Source organism: Mycobacterium helveticum (genome assembly GCF_007714205.1).
In the GTDB taxonomy this organism is placed as follows: domain Bacteria; phylum Actinomycetota; class Actinomycetes; order Mycobacteriales; family Mycobacteriaceae; genus Mycobacterium; species Mycobacterium helveticum.
Genome location: NZ_VMQU01000001.1, coordinates 1 through 21,142, shown reverse-complemented (window position 1 = coordinate 21,142; position 21,142 = coordinate 1). Strand labels below are relative to the sequence as shown.

Annotated in this window: 14 protein-coding genes and 1 pseudogene; 9 read left to right on the top strand and 6 right to left on the bottom strand. The window is 70.8% G+C overall.

Annotated features, from left to right (window positions below; translation table 11 throughout):
- The first annotated feature begins 28 nt into the window (after nucleotides 1-28).
- From FPZ47_RS00075 to FPZ47_RS00045, 7 genes are read left to right on the top strand one after another with little or no spacing between them, the layout of a single operon-like run.
- The gene (locus FPZ47_RS00075) at nucleotides 29-874 is read left to right on the top strand and encodes an SDR family NAD(P)-dependent oxidoreductase (protein WP_144946782.1); all 846 of its coding nucleotides are present in this window, start codon (nucleotides 29-31) and stop codon (nucleotides 872-874) included.
- On the top strand, nucleotides 874-2,268 hold the full coding sequence (locus tag FPZ47_RS00070; protein ID WP_144946779.1) for an aromatic ring-hydroxylating oxygenase subunit alpha: 1,395 nt from the start codon (nucleotides 874-876) through the stop codon (nucleotides 2,266-2,268). The genes FPZ47_RS00075 and FPZ47_RS00070 overlap by 1 nt, the downstream gene beginning before the upstream one ends.
- Nucleotides 2,265-4,139: a flavin-containing monooxygenase gene (locus FPZ47_RS00065; protein ID WP_144946776.1), complete on the top strand. Its 1,875-nt coding sequence runs from the start codon at nucleotides 2,265-2,267 to the stop codon at nucleotides 4,137-4,139. Before FPZ47_RS00070 ends, FPZ47_RS00065 begins: the two co-directional genes overlap by 4 nt.
- Complete coding sequence (locus FPZ47_RS00060; protein WP_144946773.1) at nucleotides 4,132-5,076, top strand: SDR family NAD(P)-dependent oxidoreductase; 945 nt, start codon at nucleotides 4,132-4,134, stop codon at nucleotides 5,074-5,076. The genes FPZ47_RS00065 and FPZ47_RS00060 overlap by 8 nt, the downstream gene beginning before the upstream one ends.
- 16 nt (nucleotides 5,077-5,092) lie before the next feature.
- Nucleotides 5,093-6,250 carry a CaiB/BaiF CoA transferase family protein gene (locus FPZ47_RS00055; RefSeq protein ID WP_144946999.1) on the top strand — a complete coding sequence of 386 codons (1,158 nt, stop codon included), beginning with the start codon at nucleotides 5,093-5,095 and terminating at the stop codon, nucleotides 6,248-6,250.
- A gap of 2 nt (nucleotides 6,251-6,252) precedes the next feature.
- Nucleotides 6,253-7,959 (top strand): thiamine pyrophosphate-binding protein, encoded by a 1,707-nt coding sequence (locus tag FPZ47_RS00050; protein WP_144946770.1) that lies wholly within the window; start codon nucleotides 6,253-6,255, stop codon nucleotides 7,957-7,959.
- Nucleotides 7,960-7,985: 26 nt separating this feature from the next.
- Entirely contained in the window at nucleotides 7,986-9,422 is a 1,437-nt protein-coding gene (locus FPZ47_RS00045; RefSeq protein ID WP_144946767.1) for an aldehyde dehydrogenase family protein, read from the top strand.
- A 25-nt stretch (nucleotides 9,423-9,447) separates the two neighbouring features.
- On the opposite strand, the gene FPZ47_RS00040 is transcribed toward FPZ47_RS00045, so the two are convergent.
- Nucleotides 9,448-9,909, bottom strand: coding sequence for an SRPBCC family protein (locus FPZ47_RS00040; protein WP_144946764.1), 462 nt, complete (start codon nucleotides 9,907-9,909; stop codon nucleotides 9,448-9,450).
- A gap of 119 nt (nucleotides 9,910-10,028) precedes the next feature.
- On the opposite strand from FPZ47_RS00040, the gene FPZ47_RS00035 reads away from it, so the two are divergent.
- Nucleotides 10,029-10,253, top strand: coding sequence for a hypothetical protein (locus FPZ47_RS00035; RefSeq protein WP_144946761.1), 225 nt, complete (start codon nucleotides 10,029-10,031; stop codon nucleotides 10,251-10,253).
- A gap of 360 nt (nucleotides 10,254-10,613) precedes the next feature.
- Entirely contained in the window at nucleotides 10,614-15,518 is a 4,905-nt protein-coding gene (locus FPZ47_RS00030; RefSeq protein WP_144946758.1) for a cation-translocating P-type ATPase, read from the top strand.
- Between the two features lie 23 nt (nucleotides 15,519-15,541).
- On the opposite strand, the gene FPZ47_RS00025 is transcribed toward FPZ47_RS00030, so the two are convergent.
- The 5 genes and pseudogenes from FPZ47_RS00025 to FPZ47_RS00005 form a co-directional block, all read right to left on the bottom strand.
- Entirely contained in the window at nucleotides 15,542-17,128 is a 1,587-nt protein-coding gene (locus FPZ47_RS00025; protein ID WP_144946755.1) for an AMP-binding protein, read from the bottom strand.
- Nucleotides 17,125-18,015 carry an SDR family NAD(P)-dependent oxidoreductase gene (locus FPZ47_RS00020; protein ID WP_144946752.1) on the bottom strand — a complete coding sequence of 297 codons (891 nt, stop codon included), beginning with the start codon at nucleotides 18,013-18,015 and terminating at the stop codon, nucleotides 17,125-17,127. Before FPZ47_RS00020 ends, FPZ47_RS00025 begins: the two co-directional genes overlap by 4 nt.
- Nucleotides 18,016-18,135: 120 nt before the next feature.
- Nucleotides 18,136-19,512, bottom strand: a complete 1,377-nt coding sequence (locus tag FPZ47_RS00015; protein WP_144946749.1) for an aldehyde dehydrogenase family protein — start codon at nucleotides 19,510-19,512, stop codon at nucleotides 18,136-18,138.
- Nucleotides 19,513-19,520: 8 nt separating this feature from the next.
- Entirely contained in the window at nucleotides 19,521-20,624 is a 1,104-nt protein-coding gene (locus FPZ47_RS00010; protein ID WP_144946746.1) for a class I adenylate-forming enzyme family protein, read from the bottom strand.
- 198 nt (nucleotides 20,625-20,822) lie between these two features.
- A pseudogene (locus FPZ47_RS00005) lies at nucleotides 20,823-21,059 on the bottom strand (oxygenase MpaB family protein); the annotation flags it as partial.
- Nucleotides 21,060-21,142 lie beyond the last annotated feature (83 nt).

The following is a 21,142-nucleotide window of genomic DNA, read 5'->3' as shown; positions in this document are numbered from 1 at the left end:
ACCGTGTCCGCGGCCGGGAAAGCAGGTCATGGCGGATCTTTTCGGGCTCGACGGTCGCATCGTGGTGGTGTCCGGCGCCGGCGGCGGCGGCATCGGCACGGCCGTCGCGGAGCTGAGCGCGCGGGCGGGGGCGACCGTCATCGCCGTGAGCCGCTCGCAGGAAAATCTCGACGAGCACGTCGCTCCGCTGGCGGAACAAGACCTGTCGGTAGTGCCGGTTGCGGCCGACGCGTCGACCGATGAGGGCATCGCCGCGGTGATCGACCAAGCGCGGAATGCCGACGGACGCCTGTACGGCCTGGTCAACGTCGCCGGCGGGGCCGCACCGTCGACGTGGATGCCGGCGACCCGGGTCAACCGCGGCGACTGGCGCACCGTCTTCACCGACAACCTCGAGACGGCGTTCTTCATGAGCCGCGCGGTGGCCGCGGAGCTCGTCGCGCAGCAGCGGCCCGGGTCGATCGTGTCGATTTCCTCGATCAGCGGCATGAACACCGCGCCGTTTCACATCGCCTACGGGACGGCCAAGGCCGCCATCGCCGCGATGACCCGCACCATGGCGCTCGAGCTGGCGCCGGCCGGAATACGGGTCAACGCCGTGGCGCCCGGCGTCACCGAGACCGCGGCGTCGCGCAGCTATGTCGAGGAGGACCCGGCCCGGGACCGGCAGGCGATCGCGATGGGCCGGCGCGGCCGTCCGGAGGAACAGGCCGGCGCCATCCTGTTCCTGCTCTCGGATCTGTCGAGCTACATCACCGGGCAGACGCTGCTCGTCGACGGCGGGCTCGACCTCCGATGGAGCCACCTCGGCGCCGACAACACCTCGCTGTTCCTCAAGGACGAGTCCTTCCGCGCCGCCATCAGGAGGATGTGATGACCGATCTGGCCAACAATTCGGCAGCGGCCGAAGACCTTTCGCGGCCGATGACGATCGGCGTCGAGGCCTACGTCAGCGCGGACTATGCCCGCGCCGAGCGGGACAGGCTGTGGCGCAGGGTCTGGCAGCAGGTGGGCCGCGTCGAGGAGCTGCCCGAGGTGGGCAGCTACCTGACCTACGACATCCTCGACGACTCGATCATCGTGGTGCGCACCGGTCCCCACGAATTTCACGCCCACCACAACGTCTGCATGCACCGTGGCCGCCGGCTGATCGACACCCCCGCGGGCGCCAAGAACGCCTGCGGCCGCGCCCGCAAGTCGTTCGTCTGCGGCTTCCACGGCTGGACCTATGGCCTGGACGGCGCCTGCACGCACATCCGGGAGCAAGACGACTGGAAAGGGGCCCTCACGCCCGACAACACCCGGCTGCGGCCGGTCAAAGTCGACACCTGGGGCGGCTGGTTGTGGATCAACATGGACCCCGACTGCGAGCCGCTGGCCGACTACTTGTTTCCCGCGGCGAAGATCCTCGACCCGTTCGGGTGTGAGAACATGCGCTGCAAATGGCGCAAATGGCTGTACTTCGACTGCAACTGGAAGGTCGCGCTGGAGGCCTTCAACGAGACCTACCACGTCTACACGACGCATCCGGAGTTCAACAAGTTCGGCGAGTTCAAGGGCTGGGCCAAGGCGCAGGGCAAGCACAGCAACATCGGCTACGACGCCCCGGACGATCTGGCAGCCACCAAGTCCAAGATCCGCCTCGGCGCCGGCACCGACCCGCGGGTCTCGACCGCCCAAATGCAGATCTACACGATGGAGCAGACCAACACCTCCACCACCGAGACGTTGGTGAACGCCGCCAAACGGCTGGTCGACGAGTTACCCGAGGGCACACCGGCCGACCGGGTCCTCGAGCACTGGCTGGCGTCCGCCCGCCGCGACGACGCGGCACGCGGCGTGATCTGGCCGACGATCCCGGCCGACATCCTCGGGCAGGCGGGCACCGCGTGGCAGATCTTCCCGAATTTCCAGATCGGTCAGGGTCTGACGGTTGCGCTGTGCTACAGCGCCCGGCCACATCCCAGCTACGACCCGAACAGATGCGTCTTCGAGGTTTCGGTATTCGAGTTGTACCCGAAAGGCGAAGAGCCGCAGACAGAATGGCAGTACACCCCGCCCGACGATCCGCGGTGGCTGTCGGTGTTGCCGCAAGACTTCTCCAACATGGCCGCCGTCCAGCAGGGGATGAAATCCCTCGGCTTCGGCGGCACCAAACCCAACCCCTACCGCGAACGCAGCACCGTGAACCTGCACTACCAACTGTCGAAGTACATGGGCACCGGTGCACCGCAGGAACTTCCGGACGAGGAGCGCCCACCGGCATGACCCCCGACAGGAAAAGACGCCGGAACGACTGCGGCCCGACGCAGACACCCGACGACATCGACATCGACGCGCTGCGCGAGAAGTACCGCCGGGAGCGCGACAAGCGGCTCCGCCCGGAGGGCTCGAAGCAGTATCTGGAACTCAAGGATGACTACGCAGAATTCTGCGAGGTCGATCCCCACACTCCGGTGACGCCACGGATGCCGATCGACGAGAACATCGAGGTGGCCGTACTCGGCGGCGGCTTCAGCGGGCTGCTGGCCGGCGCGTATCTCAAGAAGGCAGGCGTCGATGACGTGCACGTCATCGAGATGGGCGGGGACTTCGGCGGGGTCTGGTATTGGAATCGCTTCCCGGGAATCCAGTGCGACAACGACGCCTACTGCTACATCCCGATGTTGGAGGAACTCGACTACATCCCGTCGAAGAAGTTCGCCGACGGGCCCGAGATCTACGAGCACTGCCGTCGCATCGCAAAGCATTTCGGGCTCTATGACGGCGCGATCTTGTCCACCCAGGTTCGTGCGGCGCGATGGGATGAGGGGATCAAGCGCTGGCGTCTGAGCACCAACCGCGGTGACGACATCCGGGCCCGGTTCGTGGTGATGGCGCAGGGCTCGTTCAACCGGCCGAAACTGCCCGGCATTCCCGGCATCAGGGACTTCAAGGGACACATGTTCCATTCCGCTCGCTGGGATTACGACTACACGGGTGGGGATGCCAACGGCGGACTGCACAAGCTGCACGACAAGCGGGTGGCGCTCGTCGGTACCGGTGCGACCGGCGTTCAGCTGGTTCCGCACCTGGGTCGAGACTCCCGGCACCTCTTCGTGTTTCAGCGCACGCCGTCATCGGTGGACCTACGCGGCAACGAGCCGACCGATCCGCAGTGGGCGGCTTCGCTGCAGCCAGGCTGGCAGGAGGAACGCAAGCGTAATTTTCACCGCTGGTCACCGTTGGGTGACGGGGTGGTGTTCGACGAGCCGGACATGGTCTGCGACTTCTGGACCGAACTGGGGCGCAACCTGACCGCGCGGGTCGCGGCTGCCGACGATCCCGCGGCCCTGACCGCCGAGCAGATCATGGCGATGCGCGAGGAAGAAGATTACAAGATGATGGAGCGGCTGCGGCGACGCGTCGCGGCAGTCGTCGAGGACCCCGAAACCGCCGAAGCGCTCAAACCCTACTACCGGTTCATGTGCAAGCGACCCTGCAGCAACGACGAATACCTGCCGACGTTCAACCGCCGCAACGTCACGCTGGTCGACGTGTCGGAATCCAGAGGCGTGGAAGGGCTCACCGGGAACGGGATCGTCGCGGGCGGCGTTGAGTACGAAGTCGACTGTGTCATCTTCGCCAGCGGTTTCGAGATCACCACGGACATCAGCCGCCGGTACGCAATCGACGTGATCGAGGGCCGCGGGGGCCGGTCGCTCTTCGAACACTGGCGCGACGGCTACACGTCGCTCCACGGGATGACCAGCCGAGGCTTCCCCAACCAGTTCTTCACCGGCTTCATCCAGGGTGGCGTCGCAGGGAACACCACCGCCATGCTCGAGCAGCAGGCCGAACACATCGCCTACATCATTTCCCAAGCGGTGGCGCGCCGCGCGACCACCGTCGAGCCGAGCCGGGAAGCCCAGGAGAACTGGATCAAGACGATCCGCGAAACCTCGATAGACGGCTCGGAATTCGCGGTTTCCTGCACGCCCGGCTATTACAACAACGAGGGCGGCGGTGGCGGCGAGGGCATCCGCTCGGCCATCGGCGATCCGTACCTGCCGGGCTTCTACGCGTTCGACGACTTGCTCAGGGAATGGCGTGCCCAGGGCAACCTGGACGGTCTGGTACTTGAGAACGTCGATGACTGACTTGAGATCCTTGAACTTCGACGGCAGGGTGGCGGTCGTCACCGGAGCCGGCCGAGGGCTCGGCCGCTCCTATGCCATGTTGCTCGCGTCGAGGGGCGCGAAGGTTGTCGTCAACGATTCCGGGGGCAGCCTCACCGGTGACGGCAGCGATGCCGCTCCGGCCGACGACGTGGTGCGTGAGATCAACGCCGCCGGCGGTCACGCGGTCACCAGCACGGACTCGGTAGCCACCCCCGCCGGCGGTAAGGCGATCGTCGACGCTGCGCTCGACACCTACGGCCGCCTCGACGTCTTGGTGCACAACGCCGGCAACGTCCGCCGCGGCTCGCTGAAGGAGCTGAGCCACGAGGACTTCGACGCCGTACTCGATGTCCACCTGCGCGGCGCGTTCCACGTGGTGCGGCCGGCGTTTCCGCGCATGTGCGACGCCGGTTACGGGCGGATCGTGCTCACCTCGTCGATCGGCGGCCTGTACGGCAACCATGGGGTGGCCAACTACGCGGCCGCCAAGGCCGGGGTGATCGGCCTGTCCAGCGTCGCGGCGCTCGAGGGCGGCGCCGAGGGTGTCACGTCCAACGTGATCGTGCCCGCCGCGGTGACCCGGATGGCCGCCGGTATCGACACCTCGGCCTACCCGCCGATGGACCCGGAACTCGTTGCGCCCGTTGTCGGCTGGCTCGCCCACGAATCGTGTTCGGTCAGCGGCGAGATCTTCGTCGCGCTGGCCGGCCGGGTCGCGCGCGCGATGATCGCCGAAACCCCGGGCGTGTACCGGTCGTCGTGGACGGTCGAGGACGTCGAGGAGCATCTGGAGGCGATCCGGCGCGCGGACGCACCGCTGATCTTCCCGCCGCTGCCCGACGGCCACGGCGAGCACATCCGCTACAGCTTCGAACTGGCGCACCGCTCCCGCGATCAGGGGGCGCTGCATGGCTAGCCCGTCCACGGGCCCGCTGGCCGGCATCCGGGTGATCGACCTCACCGCCATGGTGATGGGGCCGTATTGCACGCAGATCATGGCCGACATGGGCGCCGACGTGATCAAGGTCGAACCGCCACAGGGCGACGACACCCGCTACGTCTCGGTCGGCCCGGCGCCCGGCATGAGCGGGGTGTTCGTCAACGTCAACCGCGGCAAGCGTGGCATCCTGCTGGACCTGCAGACCGACGCCGGACGGGATGCGCTGCGTGCGCTCGTCGAAACCGCGGACGTGTTCATCCACTCGATGCGCGCCAAGGCGATCGTCAGGCTCGGCTTCGGCTACGGCGACGTCGCCGCGATCAACCCGTCGATCGTCTACACCAACTGCTACGGGTACGGCCGCCGCGGACCCGACCGCGACCGGCCCGCCTACGACGACACGATCCAGGCCGAATGCGGCCTGCCGGCGGTGCAACAGCAACTGACCGGCGAGGCCGACTATGTCGCAACGATCATGGCCGACAAGGTCGCCGGGCTGACGGCGCTGTACGCCACGACGATGGCGTTGTTCCACCGCGAGCGCACCGGGGAGGGACAGGAGGTCGAGGTCGCCATGTTCGAGACCATGGCGTCGTTCATGCTCGTCGAACACGCCAACGGCGCCATCTTCGACCCGCCCCTGGGGCCGGCGGTGTATCCGCGCACCGTGGCGCCCAACCGGCGCCCCTACCGCACCAGCGACGGGTATGTCGCCGCGTTGATCTACAACGACAAGCATTGGAACGCGTTCGTCGACGCCGTGCGGCCTCCGTGGGCCTGCGAACTGTATTCCACCCTGGAGCAGCGTGCCCGCCAGATCGACACCGTCTACGGGCTGCTCGCCGAGACGCTGAAGCAGCGTTCGACCCGGGAGTGGCTGGCGCTGTTCGGCGAGCTGGAGATCCCCGCGGCACCCTTGAACACCCCCGGCGACCTCTTCGAAAACCCGCACCTCAACGCCGTCGGCATGTTCGAGACCGTGCAGACCCGGCACGGGCCGGTGCGCTTCCCGGGCGTGCCCACCTGGTTCTCCCGGACACCGGGCCGCGTCGGGGGACCGGCCCCGGAGCTGGGCGCCCACACCGAAGAAGTACTCGCCGAAGTTGGCGCGAGCGCGCCACCTGATGCGGGCGAAGAAGAGGAGTTCTGACAATGGGTGTGCCCGTCTACCAACGCATCCTGGACCTGTTCGAGGCCGAGGGCGTCAACACGTTGTTCGGGATCCCGGACCCGAACTTCGTGCACATGTTCCTCGAGGCGGAATCCCGCGGCTGGCAGGTGGTTTCGCCTCACCACGAGGAGAGCGCCGGGTTCATGGCCGAGGCCGTCTCCCGGATGACCGGCACGCCGGGCCTGTGTATCGGCACGCTGGGCCCCGGCGTCGCCAACATCGCCGGGGCGATGATGTGCGCCAAGGTGGAGAATTCGCCGGTCATCTTCCTCGGCGGCCAGCGGGCGCGCATCACCGAACGGCGGGTCCGCCGGGGCCGCATCCAATTCGTCCGTCAGGAAGGGCTTTTCGCCCCGGCGGTGAAGTACAGCGCCTCGATCGAGTACGCCGACCAGACCGACGAGATCGTCCGGGAGGCGATTCGGCGTGCGATGTCGACGACGCCCGGCCCGGCCTACATCGAATACCCGTCCCATGTGATCCTGGAGGAACTCGATGTCGCGGCTCCCCTGCCGCCCAACGCGTATCGCCTTGCCGGGCACGGCGCCGGCGCCCGGGAGATCGCCGAGGCCGCCAGGCTGATCCGGGAAGCGCAGAACCCGATCCTGCTGGTCGGCCACGGGGTGCACACCTCGCGCACTCAGGAGGTGGTCAAAGAGCTGGCCGAGCTGATGGCCTGCCCGGTGATCCAGACCTCGGGCGGCACGTCGTTCATCCCCGGGCTGGAGGACCGCACCTTCCCCTACGGTTTCTCGTCCGCGGCCGTCGAGGCCGTGACCACGTCGGACGTGTGCGTCGCACTCGGCACCGAGCTCGGCGAGCCGGTGCACTACGGCAGGACCCGGCACTGGGAGCGCAACGACGCCACCCGCAGGTGGATCTACGTCGAGCAGGACCCGCTGGCGATCGGCGTCAACCGCCCCGTCGACGTGGCGCTGGTGGGAGACCTGCGCGGCGTGGTGCCCCAGTTGGTCGACGCGCTCGAGGACAGCCCGCGCATGCCGTCGGCCGACCTCGCACGCTGGGTCGAACAGGATGCCGACCGGCTCGCCGACCTGGCCGAGACCGCGCCCAGCGGCCGGACGCCGATCCACCCCGCGCGGTTCGTGGTCGAGGCGACCACCGCGTTCCCGCCCGACGGGATCATGGTCCGCGACGGCGGCGCCACGGTCATCTTCGGCTGGACCTACTCGCAGGCCAAGCCGCACGACGTCATCTGGAACCAGAACTTCGGCCACCTCGGCACCGGGTTGCCCTACGCCGTGGGCGCCTCGGTCGCCGACGGCGGCAGGCGGCCGGTCATGTTGCTCACCAGCGACTCCTCGTTCATGTTCCACATCGCCGAACTCGAGACCGCCGCCCGGTGCAAGCTGCCGCTGGTGTGCGTCGTGGGTGTCGACAACCAATGGGGCCTGGAGGTCGGCGTCTACAAGCGCACGTTCACCCAGCCCTCCGCGCAGCCGGGTGTGCACTGGAGCAAGGACGTGCGCTTCGACAAGGTCGCCGAGGGCTTCGGCTGCCACGGCGAGTACGTCGAGAAGGAGGAGGAGATCGGTGCGGCGATCAAGCGCGCCTACGCCAGCGGCCGGACCGCCGTCGTGCACGTCTGCATCGACCCGAAGGCCAACTCCGAGGAGATGCCCAACTACGGCGAGTTCCGCACCTGGTACGCCGAAGGCACGCAGTGAGTAGACGGACGCGACAAGGAGGAGCCATGCGCGAATACCTGGATTTCTACATCGACGGCCGGTGGGTTGGGCCGGTGCGGCCCAACCCGTTCGACGTCGAGAACCCCGCGACCGAGCGGGTCGCCGGCACGATCTCGCTCGGTTCGGCCGCCGACGTGGACGTGGCGGTTGCCGCGGCCCGGCGCGCCTTCGCCGACTGGTCGCAGACCAGTCGCGAGCAGCGCCTCGAGCTGCTCGAGGCTATCCTCACCGAATATCGCAGGCGCGCGAGCGATCTCGCCGACGCGGTCACCGAGGAGATCGGCGCCCCGCCCGCGCTGGCGGCGGGTCCGCAGGTCGGGCTCGGGCTCGCGCACCTGGCCACGGCCATCGACGCGCTGAAGAACTTCGCGTTCTCCGAACAGCACGGCGCGACGCTGCTGGCCCGCGAACCCATCGGCGTCTGCGGGCTGATCACGCCGTGGAACTGGCCGCTGAACCAGATCGCGGTCAAGGTGTACCCGGCGTTGGCGACGGGCTGCACGATGGTCCTCAAACCGTCCGAGGTCGCGCCGTTCTCGGCCTACGTCTTCGCCGAGATCCTGGATGCCGCGGGCGTGCCGGCCGGGGTCTTCAACCTGGTCAACGGCGACGGTCCGGGCGTGGGCACGGCGCTTGCGGGCCATCCCGACATCGACATGGTGTCCTTCACCGGGTCGACCCGCGCCGGCGTCGAGGTCGCGAAGATCGCCGCCCCGACGGTCAAGCGAGTGACTCAGGAGCTCGGCGGCAAGAGCCCCAATATCGTGCTCGACGACGCGGGCTTCGCCGACGGCGTGCGCGCCGGGGTGGCCAACATGATGCCCAATTCCGGGCAGAGCTGTAACGCGCCGTCGCGCATGCTGGTGCCGAACTCGCGGATGGACGAGGCCGTCGCCATCGCGCGGGAGACCGCCGGCCAGGTGCGGGTGGGACATCCCGACGACAAGGCCGCGATCGGGCCGGTGGCGTCGAAGGCGCAGTTCGAGAAGGTGCAGCGGCTGATCCAGACCGGCATCGACGAGGGCGCCACGGTCGTCGCCGGCGGTCCCGGCCGGCCCGACGGCCTGGACACGGGCTACTACGTCAGGCCGACCGTCTTCGCCGGCGTCACCAACGACATGACGATCGCGCGCGAGGAGATCTTCGGTCCGGTGCTGTGCATGCTCGGCTACGACGGCCTCGACCACGCCGTCGCGATCGCCAACGACACCGACTACGGCCTGGCCGGCTACGTCTCGGGGGCCGATCTCGACACGGCGCGCGCCGTGGCCCGCAGAATCCGGGCCGGCTGGGTGACCATCAACCACGCCTTCGACATGAATGCGCCGTTCGGCGGCTACAAGCGCAGCGGCAACGGCCGGGAGTGGAGTTCGTTCGGATTCCACGAGTACCTGGAGGTCAAGAGCATCCTGGGCTACGCGCCCGACGAGGCCGCGCAGTAGCCGAGCCGACGGAACCGGCACGGCATCAAGCGGATTCGAAGTGGCGTCGGATACCCGCCAGCATCGCGATGTGGGCTTTGACCGCTTCGCGCGTCGTCACCCGGGCCAGCGGCCGGGGCGTCGTGATGCGGATTCGCTCGGTGAGCCGGGTGCCGCCGCCGGCCGGCTCGAAGCTCACCGTTGCGCGCAGCCGCACCCCGGGGGACTGGTCGGCCTCGGTTTGCACGTCGCCGTCGGCCGGCACGTGCAGCGTTGCCCGGTAGGTGATCCGCAACGTGAACGGCCCCAGCGGGATCCGGTCGACCACGCGATAGCTCTGGCGGTAGCCGTCGGGGGTGTCCACGCGAGACTCGGCCGCCACGGACACGATCAGCGGATGCACGACCTTGATGTTGTCCAGGTCGACGTAGAAGCCGCGGACTTGATCCGGTGCGGCCCGCACCCGTTCGGACAGCGTCCGCTCGGCGTGGGCGAACCACCAACTCATGGGGCATAACCTAGCTCGGCGCGGGGCCCGGCAGGTGCCGACGCGCGTGCGTTGCACCGCGCATTCGGCGCAGCGGCGGTGTGTTCCCTCACCCGCGGAATTGACCTACCGTGTCACAGATGGAGCCAGATGGAACTCCGGAGTCGGTGCCGGTCGAGAAATTGCACTCGGGCGACCCGATCACCGATTGTGGTCAGCGGTACATAGTTCTCGAATCCAAAGCCCTCGGCGACAGTTGTGTGGTCCTCGAGCTGGAGTCCAGAGTGGACCACCAGCTGCAGGTCATCGAGAAAACCTTCCCGGTCGGCTACCAGGTCGGACGCTCGAACCACCGGTGCCACTGAGCCCGCTCTGCGGGGTTGCCACCAGCCGAACGATGGTCATTCGTAGCCGTTCGACGGCCACGTTCTTTTCGCGGTTCTTTTCGCGGTTCCGGCTCATGCGTGCCGCATCTCCCCATTCTTTCTGACGCCCGGATTGTTTCGTGCGCCGATCGCGTGTCGTTGTTCGGCGCGGTCGGCCGTGCGCCAACCGGTAAGCTTTCTGACAGTGAAGCGATCGGACACGCCGGTAACCACGCGAAACCGGGGCCGCCACGGTTGTCGGCGTCATCGCTCGTCGGCCTTGCCTCGGCGCACCCGTGGACACGCTCCCGGCACGCCAGGATCATTAGGCGCGGTAGACGTGATCGAAGGGTGACGGAATTGAGGATTCCCGGTGTAGCCGGCGTCATCGCCGGCGTGGCCGGTGGAGCCGCGGAGGTCGTCCGGGCCGGCGTCTCCACCGCAGCCGGCGCCGTGGGCGCGGTGCAGATGCTGACCAGTCCGGTCACCGAGCTGGCCGGCCCCGTGATGCAGTCGATGGCGCAGACGACGGGCCGGGCGATCGGGATCGGCAGCGCCTCCTCCAACGGGTCGGCGAACCACGTCATGCCGCAGGTGCGCTGGCAGAGCGGGCGGCGGGTGCACCTGGACCTCGACCCGCTGCTGCCGTTCCCCAGCTGGCACGAGCATGCGCCGGTCGTCGAGGAGCCGGTGCGCCGGATTCCCGGCGTGGCCACGGCCCACGTGGAGGGGGCCCTGGGCCGCCTGGTCGTCGAACTGGAAAGCGACGCCGACTGCGATGCGGTGCTGGGCCAGGTGCGCCGTACGGTCTCCGGCGTGGCCGAGGACCTGGCACTGGTCGGGGCGCGCCCGGCCACCCGCACCGCACCGTTCGCCGACCCGGGCAACCCGTTGGCGATCCTGGTGCCCCTGACTGCCGCGGCGATGGACGTCGCGGCGCTCGGTGCCGCGGTCACCGGCTGGGTGGGCCGGCTGCCCGTCGCGCCGCGCAGCGCGCGCGCCGCGTCGGCCCTGCTGAACCATCAGCCGAGGATCGTCTCGGTCCTGGAGTCGCGGCTGGGCCGGGTGGGCACCGACGTGCTGCTCAGCGCCTCGGCGGCGGTCTCCAACGGGCTGACGCAGGCGATCGGCACGCCGATGCTGGACCTGGCGCAGCGCAGCCTGCAGATCTCCGAGGCGGCGGCGCACCGGCAACGATGGCGCGAGCGCGAGCCGGAGCTCGCCTCGCCGCGGCGGCCACAGGCCCCGGTGGTGCCCGTGATCTCGTCGGCCGGGCCCAAATCGCAGGCCCTGCGACACAACTCGGCGGCCGCGGCCGCCGGTGAGGCGTCCCACGTCATGGTCGGCGGGGCCGTCCACGCCGCCATCGACACCGCGAAGGGGTCGATGGCCGGGCCCGTGGAGGAGTACGCCGACCAGGCCGCCAACGCGTCGCTGATCGCCGCGGCGACCGCGCTGCTGGCCGGCGGCGGCACCGAGGACGCCGCCGGCGCCCTGCTGGCCGGGGTGCCCAGAGCCGCCCACATGGGCCGCCAGACGTTCGCCGCGGTGCTGGGCCGCGGCCTGGCCAACGCCGGGCAGCTGATCCTGGACCCCGGGGCCCTGCGCCGGCTGGATCGGGTCAAGGTGGTCCTCATCGACGGGGCGGCCCTGCGCGGCGACCACCGCGCCGTGTTGCGCGCGCACGGGGACATGCCCGGCTGGGACGACGACCGGGTCTATGAGGTCGCCGACGCGCTGCTGCACGCGGAGCAACCGCCCGAGCCCGACGCCGACGAGCTGCCGGCCACCGGGGCGCGCCTGCGCCGGGTGCCCACGCAGGGCCCGTCGGCGGCGCCGGCACAGGGCCTCGAGCATGCCGACCTCGTCGTGGACGGCGAGGTGGTGGGCAGCGTCGACGTGGGCTGGGAGGTCGATCCCTTCGCGATCCCGCTGCTGCAGACCGCGCACCGCACCGGCGCCCGGGTGGTGCTGCGCCACGTGGCGGGGACCGAGGACCTCGCGGCCAGCGTCGCGGTGACCCACCCGCCGGGCACGCCGTTGCTGCAGCTGGTGCGCGACCTGCGGACCGACCGCGGGCTGGTATTGCTGATCACCGCGCTGCACCCGGACTTCGCCTCGACCGACACGCTGGCGGCGCTGGCCGTCGCCGACGTCGCCGTGGCGCTCGACGATCCCCACGCCGCGACACCGTGGACCGCGGACATCATCACCGGCACCGATCTGGCCGCGGCGGTGCGGATCTTGTCCGCGCTGCCGACCGCCCGCAAGACCACCGAATCGTCGGTGCGCCTCGCCAAGGGCGGCAGCACGCTGGCCGGGCTGCTGCTGGTGACCGGCGATCCGCGGGCCACCACCAACCCCCTGGCGCTGCAGCGCTGGCTCAACCCGGTCAACGCCGCCGCCGCGGCCGCGCTGGTGCAGGGCGCGTTCTCGGCCACCCGGGTGCTCCGCCAGCCCGTGCCCACCCCCCAGCCGCTGACCGCTTGGCACGCACTGGATCCCGAGATCGTCTACTCCCGCCTGGCCAGCCGCACCGGGCCGCTGGCCGTCGAGCCCGGCATCGCGCCGTGGCGACGCGTTCTGGACGACCTGTCCTACAACCCGGCGCTGGCGCCGCTGCGGGGGCCGGCGGCCCGGGTGGGCCGGCTGTTGTCCGCGACCCGGGCCGAGCTCGCCGACCCGCTGACACCGATCCTGGCGGTGGGGGCGGCGGCCTCGGCGATCGTCGGCAGCAACATCGACGCGCTGCTGGTGGCGGGTGTGATGACCGCCAACGCGATCGTCGGCGGGACGCAACGGTTACGGGCCGAGGCGGCGGTGGCCGAGCTGTTCGCCGAGCAGGACCAGCTCGCGCGCCGCGTCGTCCTTCCCACGATGGCGACCTCGCAGCGGCGGCTGGAGGCGGCCCGCTCCGCGCCGCGGACGGCCACGGTGAGCGCCAAATCGCTGCGCCCGGGCGACATCATCGACCTGGTGGCGCCGGAGGTGGTCCCGGCGGATGCGCGCCTGCTGGTGGCCGAGGACCTCGAGGTCGACGAGTCCTTCCTCACCGGTGAGTCGCTGCCGGTCGACAAGCAGGTCGAGCCCGTCGCGGTGACCGACCCCGACCGCGCCAGCATGCTGTTCGAGGGCAGCACCATCGTCGCCGGGCGCGCGCGGGCGATCGTGGTGGCCACCGGCGCCGGCACCGCGGCGCAGCGCGCGATCTCGGCCATTGCCGACATCGAGTCCGCGGCCGGGGTGCAGGCCCGGTTGCGGGAGTTGACCAGCAAGGTGCTGCCGCTGACGCTGGCCGGCGGCGCGGCGGTGACGGGTTTGGCGTTGGCACACAAGGGATCCCTGCGTCAGGCGGTGGCCGACGGCGTCGCGATCGCGGTGGCCGCCGTCCCCGAGGGCCTGCCGCTGGTGGCCACCCTCGCCCAGCTGGCCGCCGCCCAGCGGTTGTCCAAACGCGGGGCGCTGGTGCGCACGCCGCGGGCGGTCGAGGCCCTGGGCCGGGTCCAGACGGTGTGTTTCGACAAGACCGGGACGCTCACCGAAAACCGTCTTCGGGTGGTGCGCGGCGTCCCGCACGACACCGCCGTCGACGGGGAGCTGCCCGCGGCGACGGACCCGCGGGCCGCGGCGGTGCTGCGCGCGGCCGCACGCAGCAGCACCCAGCCCCAGAACGGGCAGGGACACGCCCACGCCACCGACGAGGCCATCCTCACCGCCGCGAGTTCCCTTAATGGTCAAGCTGATTCAGGGTGGACGCTGCTCGCCGAGGTGCCGTTCGAGTCCAGCCGCGGCTATGCCGCCGCGATCGGCACCGCCGGCGCCGGCGAGGGCCCGATGCTGGTGGTCAAAGGTGCTCCCGAGGTGCTCCTGGCGCGCTGCCGGTTCGCCGACGCCGACGCCGGCCGCGAGCACGCCGAGGCTTTGGTGTTGCGCCTGGCCGAGCAGGGTCTGCGTGTGCTGTCGGTGGCGCAGCGCCGTTGGGAGCACGGGCTTTCCGAGGACGACACCGACGCCGACGCCGTCGATGCCGCCGCGCACGACCTCGAGATGGTCGGCTACGTCGGCCTGGCCGACACCGCGCGCGAGTCCGCGCGGCCGTTGATCGAGGCGCTGATCGAGGCCCGCCGCCGGGTGGTGCTGATCACCGGCGACCATCCGGTGACCGCGCGGGCCATCGCCCGCCAGTTGGGGCTGCCGCCGGACGCGCGGGAGATGACCGGCGCCGAGCTTGCCGCCCTCAACCAGGACGAGCGGGCCAAAGTCGCCGCCGACGTGCAGGTCTTCGCCCGTGTCAGCCCCGAACAGAAGGTGCAGATCGTCGCGGCGTTGCAGGCGTGCGGGCAGGTCACCGCGATGGTCGGTGACGGCGCCAACGACGCCGCCGCCATCCGGATGGCCGATGTGGGCATCGGGGTGAGCGGCCGGGGATCCTCGGCCGCCCGCGGGGCGGCCGACATCGTGTTGACCGAGAGCGACCTGGGTGTGTTGCTCGACGCGCTGGTCGAGGGGCGCGGCATGTGGGGCGGCGTCCGGGACGCGGTGGGCATCCTGGTCGGCGGCAACGTGGGCGAGGTCCTCTTCACCATCATCGGGACGGCGCTGGGTACGGGGCGGGCGCCGGTGGGCACCCGGCAGCTGTTGCTGGTGAACCTGCTCACCGACATGTTCCCCGCGCTCGCGGTCGCCGTCACCCCGCAGTACGCCCTGCCCGACGAGGCCGACGAGGCGGCCTCCGAACAGGGCCACGACGGGTCCGACCGCGACGCCGAAGAGCTGCTTCGCGCGTTCCAGCGTGCCGCCCTCGCGGGTCCGGCGCCGTCGCTCGACGCGCCGCTGCTGCGCCAGATCGTCACCCGCGGCGCCGTCACCGCCGCCGGCGCGACGGCGGCCTGGGGCATCGGGCGCTACACGTTCGGAACCGAACGGCGCACGGCCACAATGGGTCTGACCGCACTGGTGACGACGCAACTGGCGCAGACCCTGTTGACGCGCCGCCACAGCCCCCTGGTGCTGGGCACGGCGCTGGGCAGCGCCGGCGTCCTGGTGGCCATCGTGCAGACCCCGGGCGTCAGCCACTTCTTCGGCTGCACCCCGCTGGGACCGGTCGCCTGGAGCGGCGTCATCGGCGCCACGGCGGGCGCCACCGCCGTCTCGGTGCTGGCACCCAACTGGCTGGCCAGGCGCGTCGCGACGCTCGAACCCAAGGCCACCGAGATCGCCGCGCAGATTCCGGGCATCTGGAACGGCGGCCCGCAGCCCGGATAGGCGCCGGGCCTTCCCGCGTGAGCTCAGGTGGGCAGCTCGCTGCGCACGACCTTGCCCGCGGCGTTGCGCGGGATGAGCGCGACGATTTGGATGTCGCGGGGCTGTTCGAAGCGGGAAACCCGGTCCGTCAAGTACTCTCGCAACGCCGCGACGTCGGTTCCGCGGCCCGGCTGCAGGACGACGAACGCGGACAGCCGATGGCCGAAGCGCTCGTCGGGAACCCCGACGACCGCGTTGTCGGCGACGTCGGGGTGTGCGGCGAGCGCGTTCTGGACCGCGCGGGGATAGACGTTCTCTCCCCCGGAGATGATCATGTCGTCCTCGCGCCCGACGACATAGAGCCGGCCCGCGTCGTCGCGGTAGCCCATGTCGCCGGTGCTGGTCATGCCGTCGACGACGGCCTTCGCCGCCCCGGCACCCGCGCCACCCGCGTAGCCCTCGCCGGCCAGGTCGCCGCCGACGAAGATGCGGCCGGTGACACGCGGCCCGACCGGCCGGTCGCGCTTGTCGAGGATGCGCACCACACAGCCCGCGACCGGCTTCCCGACGGTCTCGGGGGCGTCGCGCAGGTCGGCCGGCGTCGCCAGGGCGCCGATGCCGACCTCGGTGGAGCCGTAGCCGTTGTAGAGGATGTCGCCGTAGGTGTCCATGAACCGCTGCCCGAGCGTGGGATCGAGCCGGTCCCCGCTGGACATCACGACCCGCAGGTGCGGCACCGGGTTGCGCGCCCGCACGCGCTCGGGCAGGTCGAGGATGCGCGCGAGTACCACCGGCACCGCGGTGAACGCGTCCGCACGCTGCAGCGACGCCTGCGCCAGCGCGGCCTCGGCGTCGAAGTGGCGCTGGGTGAGCACGGTGCCGCCCAGGGCCACCGTGATCATCAGCATGCCGAGCCCCAGCCCGTGAAACATCGGCATCGCCACCGAGATTCGCGATCCCGTGTGCAACCGGGTGCGGTCCAGGATCGTCACCCACACGCCCACCGCCGAGCGCAGCTGCGGGGTCCGCGGCACGCCCTTGGGCGTGCCGGTGGTGCCCGAGGTGAGCAGAACGATGCGCCCCGGCGCGGCCACCCGGGGCCGCGGGTCGCCGTCGTGGGACGTGACCCCGGGTGGCCGCGCCGGGTCGACGACGCTCACCGAGGGGTCGGCGGCGCGCACCCGCCCGGCGAACTCGTCGTCGGCGACCATGGCGGTGATCCGGTGACCGCTCAGCACGGCCGCCAGCGCATCGGTGCGGAACTCCGTGTTGACCAGCACCACGTCGGCGCCGAGGAGGGCGGCGGCGAAAAATCCCTCCGCGAAGCCCCGCCCGTTGCGGCACATGACCCCGACGGCCCGGCCGGGTCCGGCGCCGTCGCCGGCCAGCCGGCGCGCCAGCGCCTCGGCCCGCCGCTGCAGCGCGCGATAGCAAAGGGCGCCGTCGTCGTCGACGATCGCGGACCGGTTCGGCCAGCGGGCCGCCGCGACCGCCAGCAGGGTGTAGGGGTTGGTGCCGCCGCGCCGCGCCGCGCGCAGGAGCCGCACCCCGGCGGCCGGGGACGGCGGGGTGAGCAGCCCGGAGCGCAGCAGCGCCCGGGCCGCGGTGGTGAGCACGCCGTCGGTCGTCATCGCGTGGCCTCGTGGGTGGCGGTCTCGGTGAACATCCGGCGGTACCACAGCCAGGCCGCATGGTCGGCGGGCCCGGCCAGCAACACCGAGGCGAGCTCGGCCGGCCACACCCAGGGCGGCTCGATGGTGCGCGGGCGTTCGATGACCGCCTTGGCGATCGCGTCGGCGGCGCCGTCCGGGGACAGGCCGGGAAGTTTGCCCAGCACCGGCGTGGGCTCGATCATCCGGGTGCGGACCAGCGCGAAGTAGACCGACGTGACGCTCACGCCGTCGTCGTGCAGTTCGGGCGCCACGCTGCGCAGCCAGCGATCGAACGCCCCCTTGGAGGCCTGGTAGGCACCCCACTGCGGGCCGGGCACCACCCGCACGCCGACGCTGGAGACGTTCACGATGTGGCCGCCGCCGCCCTCGCGCATGGCCGGCAGCAGCCCCAGCAGCAGCCAGATCGGCCCCAGGTAGTTGGTGTCGATCGTGCGCTGGAAGTCGTGCGGCCGGTCGTACTGCTCATGCAGCGAGCGGCGCAGCGACTTGCCGGCGTTGCTGACCACCACGTCGAGCGGGCCGTGGTCCTCGTTGATCTGCTTGGTCAGCGCGCTGACGGCGGCCTCGTCGGTGAGATCGGTGGGGTAGGCGACCGCCCGTCCGCCGCCCGCGTTGATCGACGCCGCGAGGTCGTCGAGCCGGTCGGCCGAGCGGGCGACCACCAGCACCGTCGCCCCGGCCGCGGCCAGCCTGCGCGCGGTGGCCTCGCCTATCCCGTACGACGCGCCGGTCACCAGGGCGGTCTTGCCGGAAACGGCGCCGCGAAGCCGGTCCGGATCGGAGATCCGCGCCGGGTTGGCCAATCGGTCGGTGGCCGCTTGAAGGGCCTGCGCTATCACGTTCATCTTTGACTGCCGCATCCGCTGGTAGGCACGCCGAGGGTTGGCTCCGGCTTGACCGTGCACCTCGACAGTTCTCTTGGTAGCAGACCACATGGCCGCGCGAACGCCTCTCGGCGGGCCCGTTCAGTCGCCGACGAAGCCCTTATTGCGCATCAGGACGTCCGCCAGGAAACCGTCGTGCGGGATCTCGGGCGCCCCGTGGCAGGTCGGGTGGCCGCCGCGGTAGACGTTGCTCACGGTCGGTTCGGCGAGCAGGGCGTCGATCAGCCCGTCGTCGCCGGTGACCGCGGTGACGACCAGGGAATGCCGCAGCGGCGCCACGCCCGCACCGGGCGACCACGGCGACACCCACACGCAGGGAAACGGCAGTTCGGCGTTGAGCGGGTCGGTGAGCCGGCCCGAGCCGGGCCCGGCCAGCAGGTGCACGGCGGGACGCAGCGCGGCGCACCCGTCACCCACCCGGGCCACCACCTGGTCGGCGCCGAGCAGCGGGGTGGTCCCGGCGGCCTTGGCCGCCAGGTGGGCCGCCAGCGCGTACGCCCTCCCGAGCGGCTGGGTGGGCAGGACGGCCCGCTCGTCGGCGCCCGGCAGGGGCTCGATCGCGGCCAGGCGCTCGGCGATCGCCGCGGCCAGCGGCGCGGGGTCGCCCTCGTAGAGCACCGCGGTGGTGTTGACGCAGGCCATGCCGCCCAGACTGGCGATCGAGTCGACCACGACGTCGAGGTGGTCGCGCCAGTCGCGGTCGGCGGTGATCAGGATCTTGGCCCGTCCCGGCCCGTTCACCACCACCCTGGGATCGGCGGCGTACTTGTCGACGACATCCTGGCCGCCGTAGACCATCGCGAGGTCGCCCGCGCGGATCAGTTCGTCCGCCCCGCCGTGATCGGTCGGCAGGTAGGCGGCGTCCTCCTCCCGAAACCCCGCCTGACGCAAGGCGTTCACCAGGCGGTGCGCCGTCAGCGGCTCGCGTCGCGACGGGCGCACCGCCACCCGGTAGCCCAGCGCGAGCGCCTGCGGCCACAGGCCGTGCACGCCGGGGCCGTTGCCGGCGGCATGCACGCCGAACACCTCCCCGCGTCGCGCCCACACCGCACCGCCGCACCGGGCCGTATGCTGGCGCCAGTCCATCGCCGCGCCGACGGGGCGGGCCGGGCGCACCGCGGCGAACGCGCCGCCGACCGCGTCGGCCACGCCGCGCGCCCCGGCCCGGGTGACCGCGATCGGCATCCCCGAAATCCGGCTCGCCGCAGCGACATAGGCCTCAAAGTCCAGTCCCGCGATGGTCGCGGTCGCGAAGACGCCGGCCGCGGCGGCCAGAGCGGCTTCTCGCTGCGCGACCGGCAGCGGCCGGGCCTTGCGCTGCGCGTTGACCGTCCGCGAAACATACAGCGGCGGAACGATGCTCAGCTCGGCCACCGCATCGCCGGCCGTGCTCAGGACGACTTCGCGGTTGCGGGTGCGGTACTCGCCCTGGGGGCCGAGCGCATCGATGTGCACCAGATCGCCTTTCAGTAGACGCCTTCGATGACGGCCTCGCCCTCGAAGGTGCTCACCGGCCGCACCGCGCTGACCGAGTCGCCGAGCTGACCCGCCGGTCCCGACATGCGGATGGCCAGGTCGCGTTCCAGGTTGTTCGGGATGAACATCCCCTTGCTGACATGGTTCATCACGACGCGGCCGAGTCGGCCGTGGGGCACTTCCTCACCGGTGTCGGGGTCGACGACCCGGAACACGACGTAGGGGCTCCGCGGGTCGAAGACGAAGGTCCCGTCGTCGAGAGTCCGGGTGACCGCCTGGGACAGCACCATAGTGCTGCCGAAGGCCATCGTGATCGTCGTGGCCGGGAAGATGCCGCGCAGCAGGTCGAGCGTGTCGGCGTCCACGTGCGCGCCGCTGAGCAACAGGTAGCGGATCTTCTCGTTCACCAGGTCCACCACGCGGTCGTCGCGGGCCATCGCCTCCACCAGGGGCGGCGTGGCGTGCAGGTTCGCGACGTTCTGTGTCTGGAGGACGAAGACGGCCTGTTCGATGACGTGCTCGACGTACGCCGCCACCTCGGTGGCCGCGTTGCGGGCGGTGAGCTTCTTGACCCAGCGCGGGTCGATGTCGATCGGGTGGAACACCGACCCCAACCGCTCGGAGACCAGGCGCGAGAAATAGCCCACCCCGTGTGGCCCTCCGGGCATCAGGCACAAAAAGCCCCGGCCGGGCAGAAATCCGCCGGCGGCGAAGTCCTCGGTCTGCCATTCGACGACCTGGGCACACCAATCCGGCAGTTGCGCCGTGCGTTTCGGAGCGCCGGTGGTGCCGCCGGACTCGAATATCCGGGGCAGCGGCGTCGCGGATCCGTGGGCTCGGTAGCCGCGGGGAACCAGGTCCTCGACCGGTACGCCGCGCAGTTCGTTGACCAGGTTGGGAAACCGCCGCAGGTCGGCGAAGGTGGTGACGTCGCTGCGCGGGTCGAAGTCCAGCGTCTCGGCCGTGCGCAGCCAGAACGCCGACCCGGTGTCATGGCCGAAATGCCAGGCGATCGCGGCGCGCAGGTAGGCCTCGGGATCGTCGACCGGTGCCGACCTCGGGATGTCCAGCAGCGAGAAGTCGATATCGGCCATGCCACCGATCCTGTCGCATGCCAGTCGGGCCAGGCAATCGGCTGGCGGTCCACCCGGCATACATATCCTGAACTTTGGCCCGCGCTGCGGCGAATTCTTTGTGTCCGAGTGGTTTTGAGCACCTGACCGGTCCCGTCATAGACGTTCGGCGTTGCCGTGCGCCGCTGGCTGCGGGAGGTCGCCCGCGTGGGCGCGGCGTCATGAAGCGCGATTGTGCAGCCCGCGCGGGTCGACCCCCGCGCGGCGCCACGCCCTGGCCGCCCAGGGCAGGTAGACGAATGACAGGGGCAGCCGGTTGATGAGCGGATTCAGCGCCCGGACGGTGGCCGCGAAGCGCGCAAAGCGCTTCTCCTTCTTGGCGTCCCATTCCAGTCGGCACACCTCACGCATCTGCGGGGGCAGGGTGCCCACCAGGACCAGCCGGGTGTAGGCGTTACTAAGGCGATCGTAAGTAAGTCGAGTCACGCCGCGATGTAGGCCAAATTCGGGTCACGGAAAAATCCCTGGACCAGGTGCGG

Excerpts from the sequence above, each read along its gene's own strand:
- FPZ47_RS00075 (WP_144946782.1), top strand. The coding sequence starts at position 29 with ATGGCGGATCTTTTCGGGCTCGACGGTCGCATCGTGGTGGTGTCCGGC.
- FPZ47_RS00070 (WP_144946779.1), top strand. The coding sequence starts at position 874 with ATGACCGATCTGGCCAACAATTCGGCAGCGGCCGAAGACCTTTCGCGG.
- FPZ47_RS00065 (WP_144946776.1), top strand. The coding sequence starts at position 2,265 with ATGACCCCCGACAGGAAAAGACGCCGGAACGACTGCGGCCCGACGCAG.
- FPZ47_RS00060 (WP_144946773.1), top strand. The coding sequence starts at position 4,132 with ATGACTGACTTGAGATCCTTGAACTTCGACGGCAGGGTGGCGGTCGTC.
- FPZ47_RS00050 (WP_144946770.1), top strand. The coding sequence starts at position 6,253 with ATGGGTGTGCCCGTCTACCAACGCATCCTGGACCTGTTCGAGGCCGAG.
- FPZ47_RS00045 (WP_144946767.1), top strand. The coding sequence starts at position 7,986 with ATGCGCGAATACCTGGATTTCTACATCGACGGCCGGTGGGTTGGGCCG.
- FPZ47_RS00040 (WP_144946764.1), bottom strand. The coding sequence starts at position 9,909 with ATGAGTTGGTGGTTCGCCCACGCCGAGCGGACGCTGTCCGAACGGGTG.
- FPZ47_RS00035 (WP_144946761.1), top strand. The coding sequence starts at position 10,029 with ATGGAGCCAGATGGAACTCCGGAGTCGGTGCCGGTCGAGAAATTGCAC.
- FPZ47_RS00025 (WP_144946755.1), bottom strand. The coding sequence starts at position 17,128 with ATGACGACCGACGGCGTGCTCACCACCGCGGCCCGGGCGCTGCTGCGC.
- FPZ47_RS00020 (WP_144946752.1), bottom strand. The coding sequence starts at position 18,015 with ATGAACGTGATAGCGCAGGCCCTTCAAGCGGCCACCGACCGATTGGCC.
- FPZ47_RS00010 (WP_144946746.1), bottom strand. The coding sequence starts at position 20,624 with ATGGCCGATATCGACTTCTCGCTGCTGGACATCCCGAGGTCGGCACCG.